Annotated in this window: 11 protein-coding genes; 5 read left to right on the top strand and 6 right to left on the bottom strand. The window is 64.6% G+C overall.

Annotated features, from left to right (window positions below; translation table 11 throughout):
• Positions 1–136: 136 nt before the first annotated feature.
• Both AC0L30_RS07435 and AC0L30_RS07430 read left to right on the top strand, forming a co-directional pair.
• The gene (locus AC0L30_RS07435; RefSeq protein WP_473404099.1) at positions 137–1,495 is read left to right on the top strand and encodes an MBOAT family O-acyltransferase; all 1,359 of its coding nucleotides are present in this window, start codon (positions 137–139) and stop codon (positions 1,493–1,495) included.
• Position 1,496: 1 nt separating this feature from the next.
• Positions 1,497–2,390, top strand: a complete 894-nt coding sequence (locus tag AC0L30_RS07430) for a hypothetical protein (protein WP_354200443.1) — start codon at positions 1,497–1,499, stop codon at positions 2,388–2,390.
• 14 nt (positions 2,391–2,404) lie between these two features.
• Here the strand turns inward: AC0L30_RS07430 and AC0L30_RS07425 are convergent, their stop codons facing one another.
• The 6 genes from AC0L30_RS07425 to AC0L30_RS07400 all read right to left on the bottom strand — a co-directional run bounded on the left by AC0L30_RS07425 (position 2,405) and on the right by AC0L30_RS07400 (position 11,138).
• Entirely contained in the window at positions 2,405–3,178 is a 774-nt protein-coding gene (locus AC0L30_RS07425; protein WP_007599725.1) for an SDR family NAD(P)-dependent oxidoreductase, read from the bottom strand.
• A 125-nt stretch (positions 3,179–3,303) separates the two neighbouring features.
• The gene (pimD, locus tag AC0L30_RS07420) at positions 3,304–4,446 is read right to left on the bottom strand and encodes a pimeloyl-CoA dehydrogenase small subunit (protein WP_473404098.1); all 1,143 of its coding nucleotides are present in this window, start codon (positions 4,444–4,446) and stop codon (positions 3,304–3,306) included.
• Positions 4,447–4,634: 188 nt separating this feature from the next.
• A complete protein-coding gene (pimC, locus tag AC0L30_RS07415) occupies positions 4,635–5,825 on the bottom strand; it encodes a pimeloyl-CoA dehydrogenase large subunit (RefSeq protein ID WP_007599723.1) in 1,191 nt (396 codons plus the stop codon).
• A 132-nt stretch (positions 5,826–5,957) separates the two neighbouring features.
• Positions 5,958–7,145 carry an acetyl-CoA C-acyltransferase gene (locus AC0L30_RS07410; protein WP_354127154.1) on the bottom strand — a complete coding sequence of 396 codons (1,188 nt, stop codon included), beginning with the start codon at positions 7,143–7,145 and terminating at the stop codon, positions 5,958–5,960.
• On the bottom strand, positions 7,142–8,836 hold the full coding sequence (pimA, locus tag AC0L30_RS07405) for a dicarboxylate--CoA ligase PimA (RefSeq protein WP_354200445.1): 1,695 nt from the start codon (positions 8,834–8,836) through the stop codon (positions 7,142–7,144). Before pimA ends, AC0L30_RS07410 begins: the two co-directional genes overlap by 4 nt.
• Before the next feature lie 205 nt (positions 8,837–9,041).
• Complete coding sequence (locus tag AC0L30_RS07400; RefSeq protein WP_354200446.1) at positions 9,042–11,138, bottom strand: 3-hydroxyacyl-CoA dehydrogenase NAD-binding domain-containing protein; 2,097 nt, start codon at positions 11,136–11,138, stop codon at positions 9,042–9,044.
• 128 nt (positions 11,139–11,266) lie between these two features.
• On the opposite strand from AC0L30_RS07400, the gene AC0L30_RS07395 reads away from it, so the two are divergent.
• The 3 genes from AC0L30_RS07395 (at position 11,267) to AC0L30_RS07385 (ending at position 13,707) form a co-directional block, all read left to right on the top strand.
• Entirely contained in the window at positions 11,267–12,133 is an 867-nt protein-coding gene (locus AC0L30_RS07395; protein ID WP_007599713.1) for an IclR family transcriptional regulator, read from the top strand.
• Positions 12,134–12,199: 66 nt separating this feature from the next.
• A complete protein-coding gene (locus AC0L30_RS07390) occupies positions 12,200–12,997 on the top strand; it encodes an ABC transporter ATP-binding protein (RefSeq protein ID WP_007599710.1) in 798 nt (265 codons plus the stop codon).
• Complete coding sequence (locus AC0L30_RS07385) at positions 12,994–13,707, top strand: ABC transporter ATP-binding protein (protein ID WP_007599709.1); 714 nt, start codon at positions 12,994–12,996, stop codon at positions 13,705–13,707. Before AC0L30_RS07390 ends, AC0L30_RS07385 begins: the two co-directional genes overlap by 4 nt.
• Positions 13,708–13,715: the final 8 nt, after the last annotated feature.

Genomic DNA, 13,715 nt, shown 5'->3' with positions numbered 1-13,715 from the left:
CCCGCAAGCGGGAGAGGCGGAGCAAGCGGCGCGGTCCTTTTGAATTTCATATGCCACTGCCCTGGAGCGGGGGAGGACACCGGACTAGGACAGAGAATGCGAAAATGCTACATGCCGGGCGGGCAGATGGGGCGGCATGACCTTCACTTCTTTTCAGTTCGGCGTCTTCGTCGCGATCGTGTTCGGCGTCTATTACCTGCCTTCACTGCGCAGCTTCCAGGTCCCGCTGCTCGTCCTTGCAAGCGTGTTCTTCTATGGCTTCGGGCAGCCCGAGCTGCTGCCGCTGCTGCTCGTCGCGGTGCTCGGCACCCATCTCTGCCTCGCGCTTGCGTTTGATAACCGAACTTTCTGGATGCCGGCCGGCATCGTCTTCAATCTCGGCCTGCTGGCGTTCTTCAAATACAAGTTCCTGTTCGTTGACGCCGCCGCGGCCCATCTGACCGGCTCCGCGCCGATCGACTTCCTGCTGCGGCTGCCGCTGCCGATCGGCATCTCGTTCTTCGTGTTCCACAACATCAGCCTGCTGGTCGACCTGACGCGCGAGAAGCGCACCGTGCGCTTGCGCGAGGTGTTCCTCTACATCATCTTCTTTCCGCAGCTGGTGTCCGGGCCGATCACGCGTGCGGCCCAGTTCATGCCGCAGATCGTTCCCAAGCAGCTCGGCGACGTTGCCTTCGTCGAGGCCGCGAAGTGGATTCTGGTCGGCTATTTCTTCAAGCTGTATGTGGCGAACAATCTCAACGAGATGACGTCCTATATGGACTTCCCGCTCTACGAGACGCTGCGCACGCAGGATCGCTGGCTGCTGGTGTTCCTCTACAGCTACCAGATCTACGCCGACTTCTTCGGCTATTCGGCGATCGCGCTCGGCCTCGGCCTATTGTTCGGCTATCGCCTGCCCGTGAACTTCAACCTGCCCTACATCTCGATTTCATTCTCGGAGTTCTGGACGCGTTGGCACATCTCGTTGTCGAGCTGGCTCAGGACCTATTTGTACATTCCGCTCGGCGGCAACCGTCATGGACCGGCACGAACCTGTCTCAACCTGATGATCGTGATGACGCTTGGCGGTCTCTGGCATGGTGCAAGCCTGAGCTACGCGCTGTGGGGGATGGCGCACGGGTTTCTGCTCGTGATCGAACGACCGTTCCTGAAGCTGCTGGGCGATCGAAGCCCCGCGGTGCGGGTGATCCGGATGGGCGTCGTGTTCTTCTGCGTCACGATGCTCTGGATCTTCTTCAAGCTGCCGAACTTCGACCACGCGCTCAGCTATCTCAAGGGAATGTTCATGGCGACGGACGCGCCCAATCCGCCAAAACTGTTCACCAATCTGGCTTTGCTTTACGCCTTGCCTGTTATCATCCAGCATGCGGGCATCGGCGCGCTCATCGAAGGCCGGTTGCGGCGATGGGAGCCGTATCTCTACGGCGCGCTCGCGGCGCTCGCCTGTCTCGAGGCGGGGCCCGACAGCACTTTCATCTACTTCCAGTTCTGACATGCAGCAGGATTTTTCGCTTTCATGGCTGATCAAGTGCGCGGTGGCGGCAGCCGCGCTGCTGCTGGCCTGCGCCTTCACCACGGCGCGCATCGGCTCGGCCCTGCAGCAGCCGGCGGTCACGACCCGCGGCGGCAGCCTCGTCAGTCTCAACCGCTATGTGCGGGATCCCACGCCTGATATCGTGCTGGTCGGCAGCTCGGTCGCCTGGCGCCTCAAGGAGGAGTATTTCTCGCCGCCGCGCGTCCGCAATCTTTCGCTGGCGGGCGGCTCACCGGTGACGGGTCTCGAGATCGTCGCGAACCGACCGACCCCGCCGAAGATCGTGCTGATCGAGACGAATGTCCTGACGCGCGAGCCGGATAGCGCGCTGATCGAGAAATTTTCCGGCGGCGCGCGTACCGAAGCGCTGCTGCTGCGCCCGGTGCGAACAGCGGTCGCGGGCTATGAAAGCTGGAAACACGGTGAACCCGATCCCGCCCGGGCGCGCGCCGAGCGGGATCGCCTGCTCAGCCAGCCGCCGGGCACGTTCGACAACAAGGTCTATCTCGACCGCGCGCTGGAGCAGATGAACGAAGCTGACCCGACCGTGCCGGTACGCGCGAATGTGGTCCGCGTCAGACAGCTCATCGAGGAACTGCAGCGGCGCGGCACCCGCGTGTTTCTGATTCACGTTCCGTTTGCGCCGGAGATCGAAGGCTCGCGCATGGTCCGGATCACCAACGAGATCGTCGACGAAGCCTTCCCGGATCGCGCGCTTTGGCTGCCGATCGATCCGCCGCGACGCGAGCTGCGTTGGGACGACGGCGTGCATCTCGACGAACGTTCGGCCCTGATCGTCGTACGCGCCATCGAGAGCGCCATCGAACGCACCTTGGCCGAGCGCCGCCCGTAGCGGAGGAGCGGCGGCTACGGCGCCGCCGTGGTCACGCCGCCGTCGATGACGATGGTCTGTCCGGTCATGAAGCTCGAAGCATCCGAGGCGAGGTAGGCCACCGCGCCTGCGATTTCGTCGGGTTCGCCGATGCGGCGCAGCGGGGTGGTGGCGGTGCGGCGCTTTAGATTTGCTTCGTCTTCCCACAGCGCGCGGGCAAAGTCGGTCTTGACGAGGCCGGGCGCGATGCAGTTGACGCGGACGCCTTTCGGGCCCCATTCGCCGGCGAGCGAACGACACAGCGCGAAGTCAGCGGCTTTCGAGATGCCGTAGGCGCCGATCACGGTCGAACCGCGCAGGCCCCCGATCGAGGAGATGATGACGACGGAGCCGTTGCCGCGCTCGGCCATCTGCGGGATCGCCAGCGCGGAGAGCCAGATGTTGCTCTTGACGTTCGAGCCCATGATCTTGTCGAAGGCTTCGTCGGTGATGTCGAGCAGCGGGCCGTAATACGGGTTGACGGCGGCGTTGCAGACGAGGATGTCGATCTTGCCGTAGTGCTTGATCGTGCCCGCGATCAGCGCCTCGACCTCTTGCTTGCGCGCGATGTTGCAGGGAATGACGGTTGCCTCGCCGCCGGCCGCCTTGATGCCGTCGGCGACGTCCTGGCAGGCATCGGCCTTGCGCGAGGAGACCACGACTTTGGCGCCGAGCTTTGCGAGCAGTTCGGCGGAAGAGCGGCCAATGCCGCGGCTGGAGCCGGTGACCACGGCGACCTTGCCGGTGAGATCGAACGGGGTGTTTTTCATTGTTGTTGCTCCGTTGAGGCCGCGTACTCCGTCATTGCGAGGAGCGTAGCGACGAAGCAATCCAGACCGTCTCCGCGGAAAGACTCTGGATTGCTTCGCTTCGCTCGCAATGACGGTGGAGAGCCCTAGATCAACCCGCCACCATCCGCCACGCGGCGCTGATGGTAGTCGGTGTCGCCGAACGAGTTCTCGATCATGGTCAGGCGCTTGAAGTAATGGCCGATCTTCGCCTCCATGGTCATGCCGATGCCGCCGTGGAGCTGGATCGCCTGCTGCCCCACGAACTTCAGCGACTTGCCGATCTGCACCTTGGCCGCGGCAACGGCGTTGCTGCGCTCCTTGGCGTCCTCGAAATCAGCAGCCATGGTCGCGAACATCGACATCGATCGCGCCTGCTCGGTGGCGACGAACATGTCGGAGGCGCGGTGCTGCAGCGACTGAAACGAGCCGATCGCGACACCGAACTGCTTGCGCGTCTTGATGTACTCGACCGTGGTCTTGAGCGATTCGTCCATCAGGCCGACCGCTTCGGCGCAGAGCGCGATGCGGGCTTCGTCGACCACACGCTCGATCAGCGCGAGCGAATCGTCGGGATTGCCGAGCGCGGCGTCGGCACCGACCTCGACGCCGGTGAAGGTGATGTCGGCGGCGTGCAGGCCGTCCTGGGTCGGATACGACTTCTTGGCGACGCCCTTGGCGTTGGCCGGCACCAGGAACACGCCGATGCCGCTCTTGTCGTGGCGCTCGCCCCTGGTGCGCGCGGTCACGATGAGGGTGTCTGCGTTCTCGCCGTTGAGCACGACGAACTTCTCGCCGTCGATGACCCAACCATCACCCCTCTTCTTCGCCGTCGTGGTGACGTCGAAGAGATCGTAGCGCGAGTTCTTCTCAAGCTGGGCAAAGGCGAGCGTCTTGCTGCCGTCGACGATGCTGGGCACATGCGCGGCCTTCTGCCCATCGCTGCCCGCATGGCGCAGGAAGCCGCCGCCGATCACGACGGTTGCGAGATAAGGCTCGAGCACCAGCGCCTTGCCGAGCGCTTCCATCACGATCATGGTCTCGACGCCGCCGCCGCCGAAGCCGCCATCGGCCTCCGCGAAGGGCAGACCGAGCAGGCCCTGCTCGGCGAGCTTGCCCCAGACGGTCCGGCTCCAGCCGCCCTTCTCCTTCATGTACTTCTTGCGGCTCTCGAAATCGTAGGAATCGGTCAAGAGGCCGTCGATGCTTTCCTTGAGAAGCCGCTGCTCCTCGTTCAGATCAAAATCCATGTTTCTCTCCAAATCGGCCGGAATTGCCGTGCCGTCGCCTCACTCTCAGACGTCATCCCCGCCTTGTGCGCAATTGCGCACTGGAGCGGGGATCCAGTAAACGCAGCCGTCCGCTTGTACTCACGACCGCCGCGGCGTACTGGGTCCCCCGCCTTCGCGGGGGACGACACCGTCCTGTATTCAATCGATCACAGCCCCAGCACCGCCTTGGCGATGATGTTGCGCTGGATCTCGTTGGAGCCGCCGTAGATCGAGACCTTGCGGTTGTTGAAGTAGCTCGGCGCGATCTGGGCGGTCCAGTCCATGGCTTCGTTCGAGCCGTCGTCGCCGTGCACGTCGTAGGGCGCTGCGAACGGGCCGATCACTTCCATCAGCAGCTCGGTGGTGGTCTGCTGGATCTCGGAGCCCTTGATCTTCAGCACCGAGGAAGCCGGATTGGGCTTGCCCTTGCCGTGCTTGCCTTCGTCGGCGACGACGCGGAGCTGCGTCAGCTCGAGCGCCTTCAGCTCGATCTCGCAGGCCGCGAGCTTGTCGCGGAAGGCCGCGTCCTGGATGATCGGCTTGCCGCCGGATTCGACCTTGCCGGCGAGGTCGCGGATGCGGCGCAGCCGCTCCTTGGAGACGCCGACGCGGGCGATGCCGGTGCGCTCATTGCCGAGCAGGAATTTCGCGTAGTCCCAGCCCTTGTTCTCCTCGCCGATCAGGTTCTCGTAGGGCACTTCGACGTCGTCGAAGAAGACCTCGTTAACCTCGGCGCCGCCGTCGATGGTCTGGATCGGACGCACGGTGACGCCCTTCGACTTCATCGAGAACACGATGAAGGAGATGCCCATCTGCTTCTTGGCGGACGGGTCGGTGCGGCAGAGGCAGAAGATCATGTCGGCGTGCTGGGCGAGCGTGGTCCAGGTCTTCTGGCCGTTGATGATCCACTTGTCGCCCTTGCGCTCGGCCTTCGTCTTCAGCGAGGCGAGGTCGGAGCCGGAGCCGGGCTCGGAGAAACCCTGGCACCACCAATCGTCGACATTGGCGATGCGGGGCAGATACCGCTTCTTCTGCTCTTCATTGCCGAAGGTGTAGATCACGGGACCGACCATGCTGACGCCGAAGGCGAGCGGCTGCGGCGCCGGATAGGACTGCAGCTCCTCGTTGAAGATGTAGTGCTGCACGGAGGTCCAGCCGGTGCCGCCATATTGCTTGGGCCAGTGGCTGACGCCCCAACCCTTCTTGTTGAGGATGCGCCACCACGTCACCATCTCGTCCTTCGAGAGGTGGCGGCCCTCGACCAGCTTGCGCCGGGTATCCGGCGGCACGTTGTCGCGGAAGAATGACCGCACTTCCTCGCGAAACGCCTGCTCTTCTTTCGTGAATGCGAGATCCATCGGATCCTCCTGTTTCCTCGTCGTCCTGGCGAAAGCCAGGACCCATTACTACCGGCCTTCGTTATGCGAAGGCTGTCTGAGCACCACACTCCGGCTGCGGAGTATGGGTCCTGGCTTTCGCCAGGACGACGGCTACTGCAACACCTCAAAAAGCCCCGCCGCGCCCATGCCGCCGCCGACGCACATGGTGACGACCGCGTACTTCGCCTTGCGGCGGCGGCCTTCGATCAGAGCGTGGCCGGTGAGGCGCGCGCCCGACATGCCGTAGGGATGGCCGACCGCAATCGCGCCACCGTCGACGTTGATCTTGTCGGGGTCGATGCCGAGCTTGTCGCGGCAATACAGCACCTGCACCGCGAAGGCTTCGTTGAGCTCCCACAGGCCGATGTCGTCGACGGTGAGGCCATGACGCTTGAGCAGGCGCGGCACCGCGAACACCGGGCCGATGCCCATCTCGTCCGGCTCGCAGCCGGCGGAGACGAAGCCGCGGAAGATGCCGAGCGGGTTCAGCCCGCGCTTCGCCGCTTCCTTGTCGCTCATGATCACGCTCGCGCTGGCGCCGTCCGAAAGCTGGCTGGCATTGCCGGCGGTGACCGAAAATCCCTCGCCGCGCACGGCCTTGAGGCCGGCGAGACCTTCAGCGGTGGTCTCGGGGCGCGGGCCCTCGTCCTGCGAGAGCGTGACGTCCTTGAACGAGACTGCACCGGTCGCCTTGTCGGTCACCGCCATCCTGGTGGTGATCGGCGCGAGTTCGTCCCTGAACTTGCCGCCCTGCTGGGCCGCGGCCGTGCGGCGCTGGCTCTCCAGCGAATATTCGTCCTGCTTCTCGCGCGAGATGCCGTAGCGCTTGGCGACGATCTCCGCCGTGTCGATCATGGGCATGTAGACCTCGCCCTTGATCTCGAGCAGCGCCGGGTCCTGCGCGTGGAAGCCATTCATCTTGTCGTTCTGCACCAGCGAGATGGACTCGCCGCCACCGCCGACCGCGATTTCGACGCCGTCGAAGATCACCGAACGTGCGGCGAGCGCGATCGCCTGCAGGCCCGAGGCGCATTGCCGGTCGATGGTGGTGCCGGCGACGGTAACCGGCAGGCCGGCACGGAGCAGCGCCTTGCGCGCGATGTTGCCGCCGGTAGCGCCCTGCTGGAGCGCTGCGCCCATCACGACGTCCTCGACCTCCTTGGGGTCGACCTTGGCGCGCGCGACGGCCTCGCCGATGGCGTGGCCGAGCAGCGTTGCGCCCTCGGTGGCGTTGAGCGCGCCGCGATAGGCCTTCCCGATCGGGGTGCGGGCGGTGGAAACGATGACGGCGTCGGTCAAGAGCGATCTCCTGATGCAAGTCGGGTGACAAGTTGGGCGGATTGTGATGGTTTCTGCTGCTGGCGCAACTCATGGCGCGACAGCTTTCCGACCGGCGTGCGCGGCAGATCGTCGACGAATTCGACCTCCGCCGGCAATTCGTGCCTGCCGAGCTTGCCGGCGAGCTGCGCGCGCAGCTCGTCGAGCGAGAACGGCTTTGCGCCGGGCCTGAGCTTGATGAAGGCTTTTGCGGCCTCGCCGCGATACGAGTCGGGAATGCCGAGCACGATCACCTCGTGCACGCCTGGTAGGGTGTAGATCGCCTGCTCGATCATTTGCGGATAAACGTTGAAGCCGCCGGAGATGATCATGTCCTTCTTGCGGTCGACCAGGAAGAAATAGCCGTCGCTATCGACATAGCCGATGTCGCCGGTGACGAAGCGGCCGTCGACGAAGGCCTCCGCGGATCCCTCGGGCTTGTTCCAGTAGCCCATGGTGACGTTCGGGCCCTTGATGCGGATCTCGCCGACTTCGCCCGGCGGCAGCACTTTTGTGGGATCTTCCAGGGAAACGACGTCGAGTTCGATGCCGGGCAGCATCAGGCCGATCGAGCCCGGCTTGTCAGGGCCTGTGGGCGGATGGCCGGTGCCGGGCGAGCAGGTCTCGGTCATGCCCCAGCCGCTCTTGAGCTTCTTGCCGACCTTGCGCTCGAAGAAACTCGCAATCTCCACCGGCAGCGGCGCGCCGCCGGAGCCAATGGTGCTGAGCGAGGAGAAGTCGCGCTTGTCGAGATCCGGGAGCGCTGCAATCGCGATCCACATCGTCGGCACGCCTGGGAAATAGGTCGCGCGCTTGACCTCGATGTCGCGCATCACGGCTTCGACATCGAAGCGCTGATGCAGCGAGATCAGATAGCCGCGGCGGAGCGAGCACAGCAGCACGAGGCTCAGCGCATAGATGTGGAACAGCGGCAGCACGCCGATCACGCGCTCGACCACGTCGCCACGCGCGGCTCGGGACGGCTTGCCCCAGATGTCGAAGATCGACACCGCCGAGGTGAGATTGCCGTGCGTCAGCATGGCGCCCTTGGGCAGGCCGGTGGTGCCGCCGGTATATTGCAGCAGCGCGACATCGTCGGCGCTCACTTGCGGCCACTCTGCCGGCGCAGTGGCGCCCTCGACAAAGGCCCTGAAGGTGACGATGCGGGGATCATCGGGGATCGGTGCCTGCGGCGTGCCGACCCTGCCCCAACTGTCCTCCTCGCAGACGATCAGGCGGTCGATCAGGCCCTTGTCCAGGAATTTCAGCGCGGTCGGCAGCAGCGCCGCGAGGTTGGTGGTGACGAGCAGGCGCGAACCGGAATCGGAGATCTTGTGGGTCAGCGCGATCTCGCCGTCGAGCGGTGAGAGATGCGCGACACGGGCGCCGGCCTTCAGCGCGCCGAAGAAATTGACGGGGTGGTCCGGCGTATTGCCGAGGAACAGGGCGATGGAAGCATTCTTGCCGCAACCGGCGCGCAGGAACGCGGCAGCCGCACGCTCCGCCATCGCGGCGAGTTCGGTGTAGGTGATCGGACGATCCCGGAATTCCAGCGCGGTGCGCGGTCCGTACTCTGCGGCGGCTTTTGCCAGCAGGTCAGGCAACGGGCCCTGGACGATGGTCTCGTCCCAGCGCACGCCCTCGGGATAAAACTGTTCGCCGGGATGGGTCATCAACGATCAATGCTCTGCAAACGTAAGGCGGGTACGGACAGACGGGCTCCCTTCCCCCTTGTGGGGAAGGGTTGGGGAAGGGGGTGCCACGAACTCGGACCTCGCCCGGGGCTACCCCCCTCCCTGACCCTCCCCCACAAGGGGGGAGGGAACGGAGAGAGCGTTGCCCTGGCGAAGGTGTTCGCGGTCACCGAGCCCAATCCAATCACGCCGCCTTTGATGTCGCGGCCAATGACGCAAAGGTCTTGCCTTCGGCCGCGAGCTTCTTCAGCAGCGGCGCGGGCTCGAGGCTGGGGTCGTTGGTCTCCTTGGCATAGAAAGAGAGACGATCGGCGATGTGCTTGAGGCCGACGGTGTCGGCCCAGAACATCGGGCCGCCGCGGTAGATCGGCCAGCCGTAGCCATAGAGCCAGACCACGTCGATATCGGACGGGCGCGCGGCAATGCCTTCTTCCAGGATCTTTGCGCCCTCGTTGATCATCGGATACATCATGCGCTCGAGGATCTCGTCGTCGCTGACGACGCGCTTCTTGCGGCCCAAACGAAGCAGCGTCTCGTCGATCAGCTTCTCGACTTCCGGATCCGGCAGCGCCGAACGGGAGCCGGCTTCGTATTTGTAATAGCCCTTGCCGGTCTTCTGGCCGAAGCGCCCGGCTTCACAGAGCGCATCCGCGATCTCCGATTTGATGCCGCGGTCCTTGCGCGAGCGCCAGCCGATGTCGAGGCCGGCGAGGTCGCCCATGGCGAACGGCCCCATCGGCATGCCGAACTTCGTCACGACGGCGTCGACCTGCTGCGGAAGCGCGCCTTCGAACAGCAGTTTCTCCGACTGCTTGCCGCGCTGGGCCAGCATGCGGTTGCCGACAAAGCCGTCGCAGACACCGACCACGGCCGGCACCTTTGCGATTTTGCGTGCGATCGAGACAGCCGTGACGAGGGCATCGGGCGCGGTCTTGTCGGCGCGCACGATCTCGCACAGTTTCATGACGTTGGCGGGCGAGAAGAAGTGCATGCCGAGCACGTCCTGCGGCCGCTTGGTCGACTTCGCGATCTCGTCGATGTTCAGGTACGAGGTGTTGGAGGCGAGCACGGCGCCCGGCTTAACGTACTGGTCGAGCTTGCCGAACACTTCCTTCTTCACCGCCATGGTCTCGAACACGGCTTCGATGACGAGGTCGGCGTCGCCGACGTTCTCGATGCCCACGACGCCGTTGATCAGCGCCATGCGCTTGGCGGGCGCGTCCGCCGGGATGCCGCCGCGCGCCGCGGTCGCTTCCCAGTTCTTCTGCATGATGCCCATGCCGCGCTTGAGCTGCTCCTCGCCGGTCTCGATCAGAGTGACGGGAACGCCGGCATTGGCAAAGGACATCGCGATGCCGCCGCCCATCGTACCGGCGCCGAGGATGGCGACGCGGTTCACGGGCCGCGGCTTGGTCCCCTCAGGAACGCCGGCGATCTTGCTGGCCTCGCGCTCGGCGAAGAAGGCATAACGCTGCGCCTTGGACTGATCGCTGGCGACGAGCTTCAGGAAGCCCTCGCGCTCCTTCTTCAGCCCTTCATCGAATGGCAGGTCGATGGCGTAGCCGACGGCGTCGGCCGCCGCGAACGGCGCTTCCAGGCCGCGTGACTTCTTGGTCATGGCCGCGACCGCATTGGTGAAGATCGAGCGGTCGGCCTTGGCCGCCGCGATCTTGGAGTCGTCGTCACGCAGGCGGCGCAGCGGACGCTTTTCAGCCAGCAGCTTTCGTACGAAGGCTTCGCCTCCGGCGGCCGGGCCCTCGACGATCTCCTCGATCAGACCGTTCTTCAGCGCTTCCGCAGCGCCGATCGGATCACCGCCGACGATCATCTTGACCGCGAGCTCCGGTCCGACTGCGCGCGGCAGGCGCTGAGTGCCACCGGCGCCCGGCAGCAGGCCGAGCTTCACCTCGGGCAGGCCGAGCTTGGCTTCCTTCACCGCAACGCGGAAATGACAGGCGAGCGCGACCTCGAGGCCGCCGCCGAGCGCGGTGCCGTGGATCGCGGCAACGACCGGCTTCGGTGAATTCTCGATCTCGGAAAGCACGTCGTTGAGGGCGGGCGGCTTCGGCGGCTTGCCGAATTCGGTGATGTCGGCGCCTGCGATGAAGGTACGGCCGGCGCAGGTCAGCACGATGCCCTTGATTGCGGGATCGGCGACCGCGGCCTTGATGCATTCCAGAATTCCGCCGCGAACCGCGGCGCTCAGCGCGTTGACCGGAGGGCTGTCGACCGTGACGATCCCGACTTCGTCATGACGCTCAAGCTTGACCACTTCGCTCACGGTGTCCCTCCTTGGTGGGGTAACTTTTGTTCAATTTCGCACTGCGGAATTTAATTCCGCATCTTGACGGCAGGGTTATTTTGAAGCACGTGGCTTGTCAACGACTCCGCGCAAGAAGCAGATCAGGGATGAAGCGTACAGGAAAGAAGACAGCGACCGATCGGAATTTCGTCGTCGCGCTTTCCCGCGGGCTAGACGTATTGCGCGCATTCCAGCCCAGCGACGGACTTCTTGGCAATCAGGAAATCGCGGCCCGTACCAATTTGCCCAAACCGACCGTTTCGCGGCTGACCTATACGTTGACGAAGCTCGGCTATCTGACGCCGGTTCCCCGCTTCGAGAAATATCAGCTTGCGCCGGCCGCGATGGCGCTCGGCTACGCCGCGTTGTCCAATCTCGGCGTTCGGCATTTGTCCGAACCGTTCCGCGAGGAAATGATGCGCGCGACCGGCGGAGCCGTTGCCGTCGGCGGCCGCGACCGTCACAGCATGATCTATTTCGGGCAAAGCCGCGGCAGCGAGACGGTCGGCGTTCAACTTGACGTCGGCTCCCGCGTGCCGATTGCAACCAGCGCGATGGGCCGCGCCTATTTTTGGGCGCTCGAGGAAAACGATCGGGCGGAACTGTCTCGTGTCTTGCGCGAACATTACGGCAGCCGCTGGCCCAAGATGCGCGACGGTTTGGAACGCTCCGGCGAGACGGTCGCGAAATACGGATTTGCGATTTCGGTCGGCGACTGGCACGACGATATCGGCGCCGCCGGCGTCGCGCTCAGGCTCAACGACGGAACCGGTCCTTACGCATTCAATTGCGGCGCGCCGGCATTCCGCTTCACGGAAGAGCGTTTGATCAACGACATTGGACCGCGTCTGCTTGCGATGGTAAGGAACATCGAAGCGGCACTTGGGGGTCTGATGCCGCATTCCAAAAAAGACGTCAGCAAAAAGCTGAAATCAGGAGGGAAAGTTGCGCGTGTGGCCGAGGGGATCAGATAGCCTTTGTCGTCATCGGGAGCGGTTCACATCGCCCCTTCGCTCACTGAACACAGTGGGCGAGACGAGATGACGCAGGCACAACTCGCGCAGGGGACATCGCCCCTGCTCGCGGTTCGCGACGTCAGCGTCGTGTTCGGCGGCATCGTCGCGCTCAACGGCGTGTCCTTTGACATGCACAAGGGCCAGATCCTCGGCTTGATCGGCCCTAACGGCGCCGGCAAGACCACGCTCTTCAACTGCCTCTCGCGGCTGTACCAGCCGTCGTCCGGCGACATCCTGATGGAGGGCGCGAGCATCCTGACGCGCCCGCCGCACCGGATCGCGGAGATCGGCATCGGCCGCACTTTCCAGAACGTGGCGCTGTTTCCGAATTTGTCGGTGATGGACAATGTCCGCGTCGGCACCCATGCCCGCACCTCCAGCGACATCATCAGCGACTCGCTGCGGCTGGCCTGGGTTCGCCGCAGCGAGAGCGACGTCAACAAGAAGGTGCATGAGATCCTCGCCTATCTCGACCTCGAGGACGTCGCCCACACCGTCGTGTCGGGCCTGCCGTTCGGCACGCAGAAGCGCGTCGAGCTGGCGCGCGCGCTCGCTGCCGATCCGAAGATCCTGCTGCTCGACGAGCCCGCCGGCGGCCTCAACCACGAGGAAGTCTACGTGCTCGGCGACCTCATCCGCCGCATCCGCGACGAACGCCATATGACCGTGCTGCTGGTCGAGCATCACATGGGCCTCGTGATGTCGATCGCCGACCACGTCGTCGCGCTGAATTTCGGCAAGAAGCTCGCGGAAGGCACGCCGGCCCAGGTGCAGGCGGATCCCGACGTCATCAAGGCCTATCTCGGGAGCAAGGACCAATGACGACGCTCCTCAACGTCAAGGACCTGCGCGCCTATTACGGCCAGGTCCAGGCGCTCCACGGCCTGTCCTTCTCGCTCAGCGAGGGATCGCTGACCACGCTGCTGGGGGCCAACGGCGCCGGCAAGACCACCACGCTGCGCGCGATCTGCAACATGGTGCGCTCGACCGGCGGCATCGAGTTCGACGGCAAGCCGCTGAACAACCGCTCCACCGAAAGCATCGTGCGGTTCGGCATCGCCCATGTGCCGCAGGGCCGCGGCACCTTCACCACCATGACGGTGGAGGAAAACCTCCAGCTCGGCGCCATCACCCGCAAGGACAGCGCCGGCATCGTCTCCGACATCGAGCGCATGTATGCGCATTTCCCGGTGCTCAAGCAGCGGCATACGCAGCAGGCCGGCACGCTCTCGGGCGGCGAGCAGCAGATGCTCGCGGTCGCCCGCGCCCTCATGCTGCGGCCGCGGCTGATGCTGCTGGACGAGCCCTCGTTCGGACTGGCGCCGCTAGTCGTGCGCGACCTGTTCGGCATCCTCGGCAAGATCAACCGCGAGGACAAGGTGTCGATCCTGGTGGTCGAGCAGAACGCCCAGCTCGCGCTCGAGCTCGCCGACCAGGCCTATGTGATCGAGACCGGGCGCATCGTGATGTCGGGCAACGCCAAGGACATCGCGAACAACGAAGAAATCCGCAAATCCTACCTGGGTTACTGAGGAGCCGG

The sequence above is a fragment of the Bradyrhizobium sp. MI1.11 genome (assembly GCF_055811255.1).
Note: the sequence above shows the minus strand (reverse complement) of the source record. Positions and strands in the feature narration are given on the sequence as shown.

What these genes read in the sequence shown, in the direction of transcription:
- AC0L30_RS07430 (WP_354200443.1), top strand. Translation starts at nt 1,497, where the DNA reads ATGCAGCAGGATTTTTCGCTTTCATGGCTGATCAAGTGCGCGGTGGCG.
- pimC (WP_007599723.1), bottom strand. Translation starts at nt 5,825, where the DNA reads ATGGATCTCGCATTCACGAAAGAAGAGCAGGCGTTTCGCGAGGAAGTG.
- AC0L30_RS07435 (WP_473404099.1), top strand. Translation starts at nt 137, where the DNA reads ATGACCTTCACTTCTTTTCAGTTCGGCGTCTTCGTCGCGATCGTGTTC.
- pimA (WP_354200445.1), bottom strand. Translation starts at nt 8,836, where the DNA reads ATGACCCATCCCGGCGAACAGTTTTATCCCGAGGGCGTGCGCTGGGAC.
- AC0L30_RS07395 (WP_007599713.1), top strand. Translation starts at nt 11,267, where the DNA reads ATGAAGCGTACAGGAAAGAAGACAGCGACCGATCGGAATTTCGTCGTC.
- AC0L30_RS07385 (WP_007599709.1), top strand. Translation starts at nt 12,994, where the DNA reads ATGACGACGCTCCTCAACGTCAAGGACCTGCGCGCCTATTACGGCCAG.
- AC0L30_RS07390 (WP_007599710.1), top strand. Translation starts at nt 12,200, where the DNA reads ATGACGCAGGCACAACTCGCGCAGGGGACATCGCCCCTGCTCGCGGTT.
- AC0L30_RS07425 (WP_007599725.1), bottom strand. Translation starts at nt 3,178, where the DNA reads ATGAAAAACACCCCGTTCGATCTCACCGGCAAGGTCGCCGTGGTCACC.
- pimD (WP_473404098.1), bottom strand. Translation starts at nt 4,446, where the DNA reads ATGGATTTTGATCTGAACGAGGAGCAGCGGCTTCTCAAGGAAAGCATC.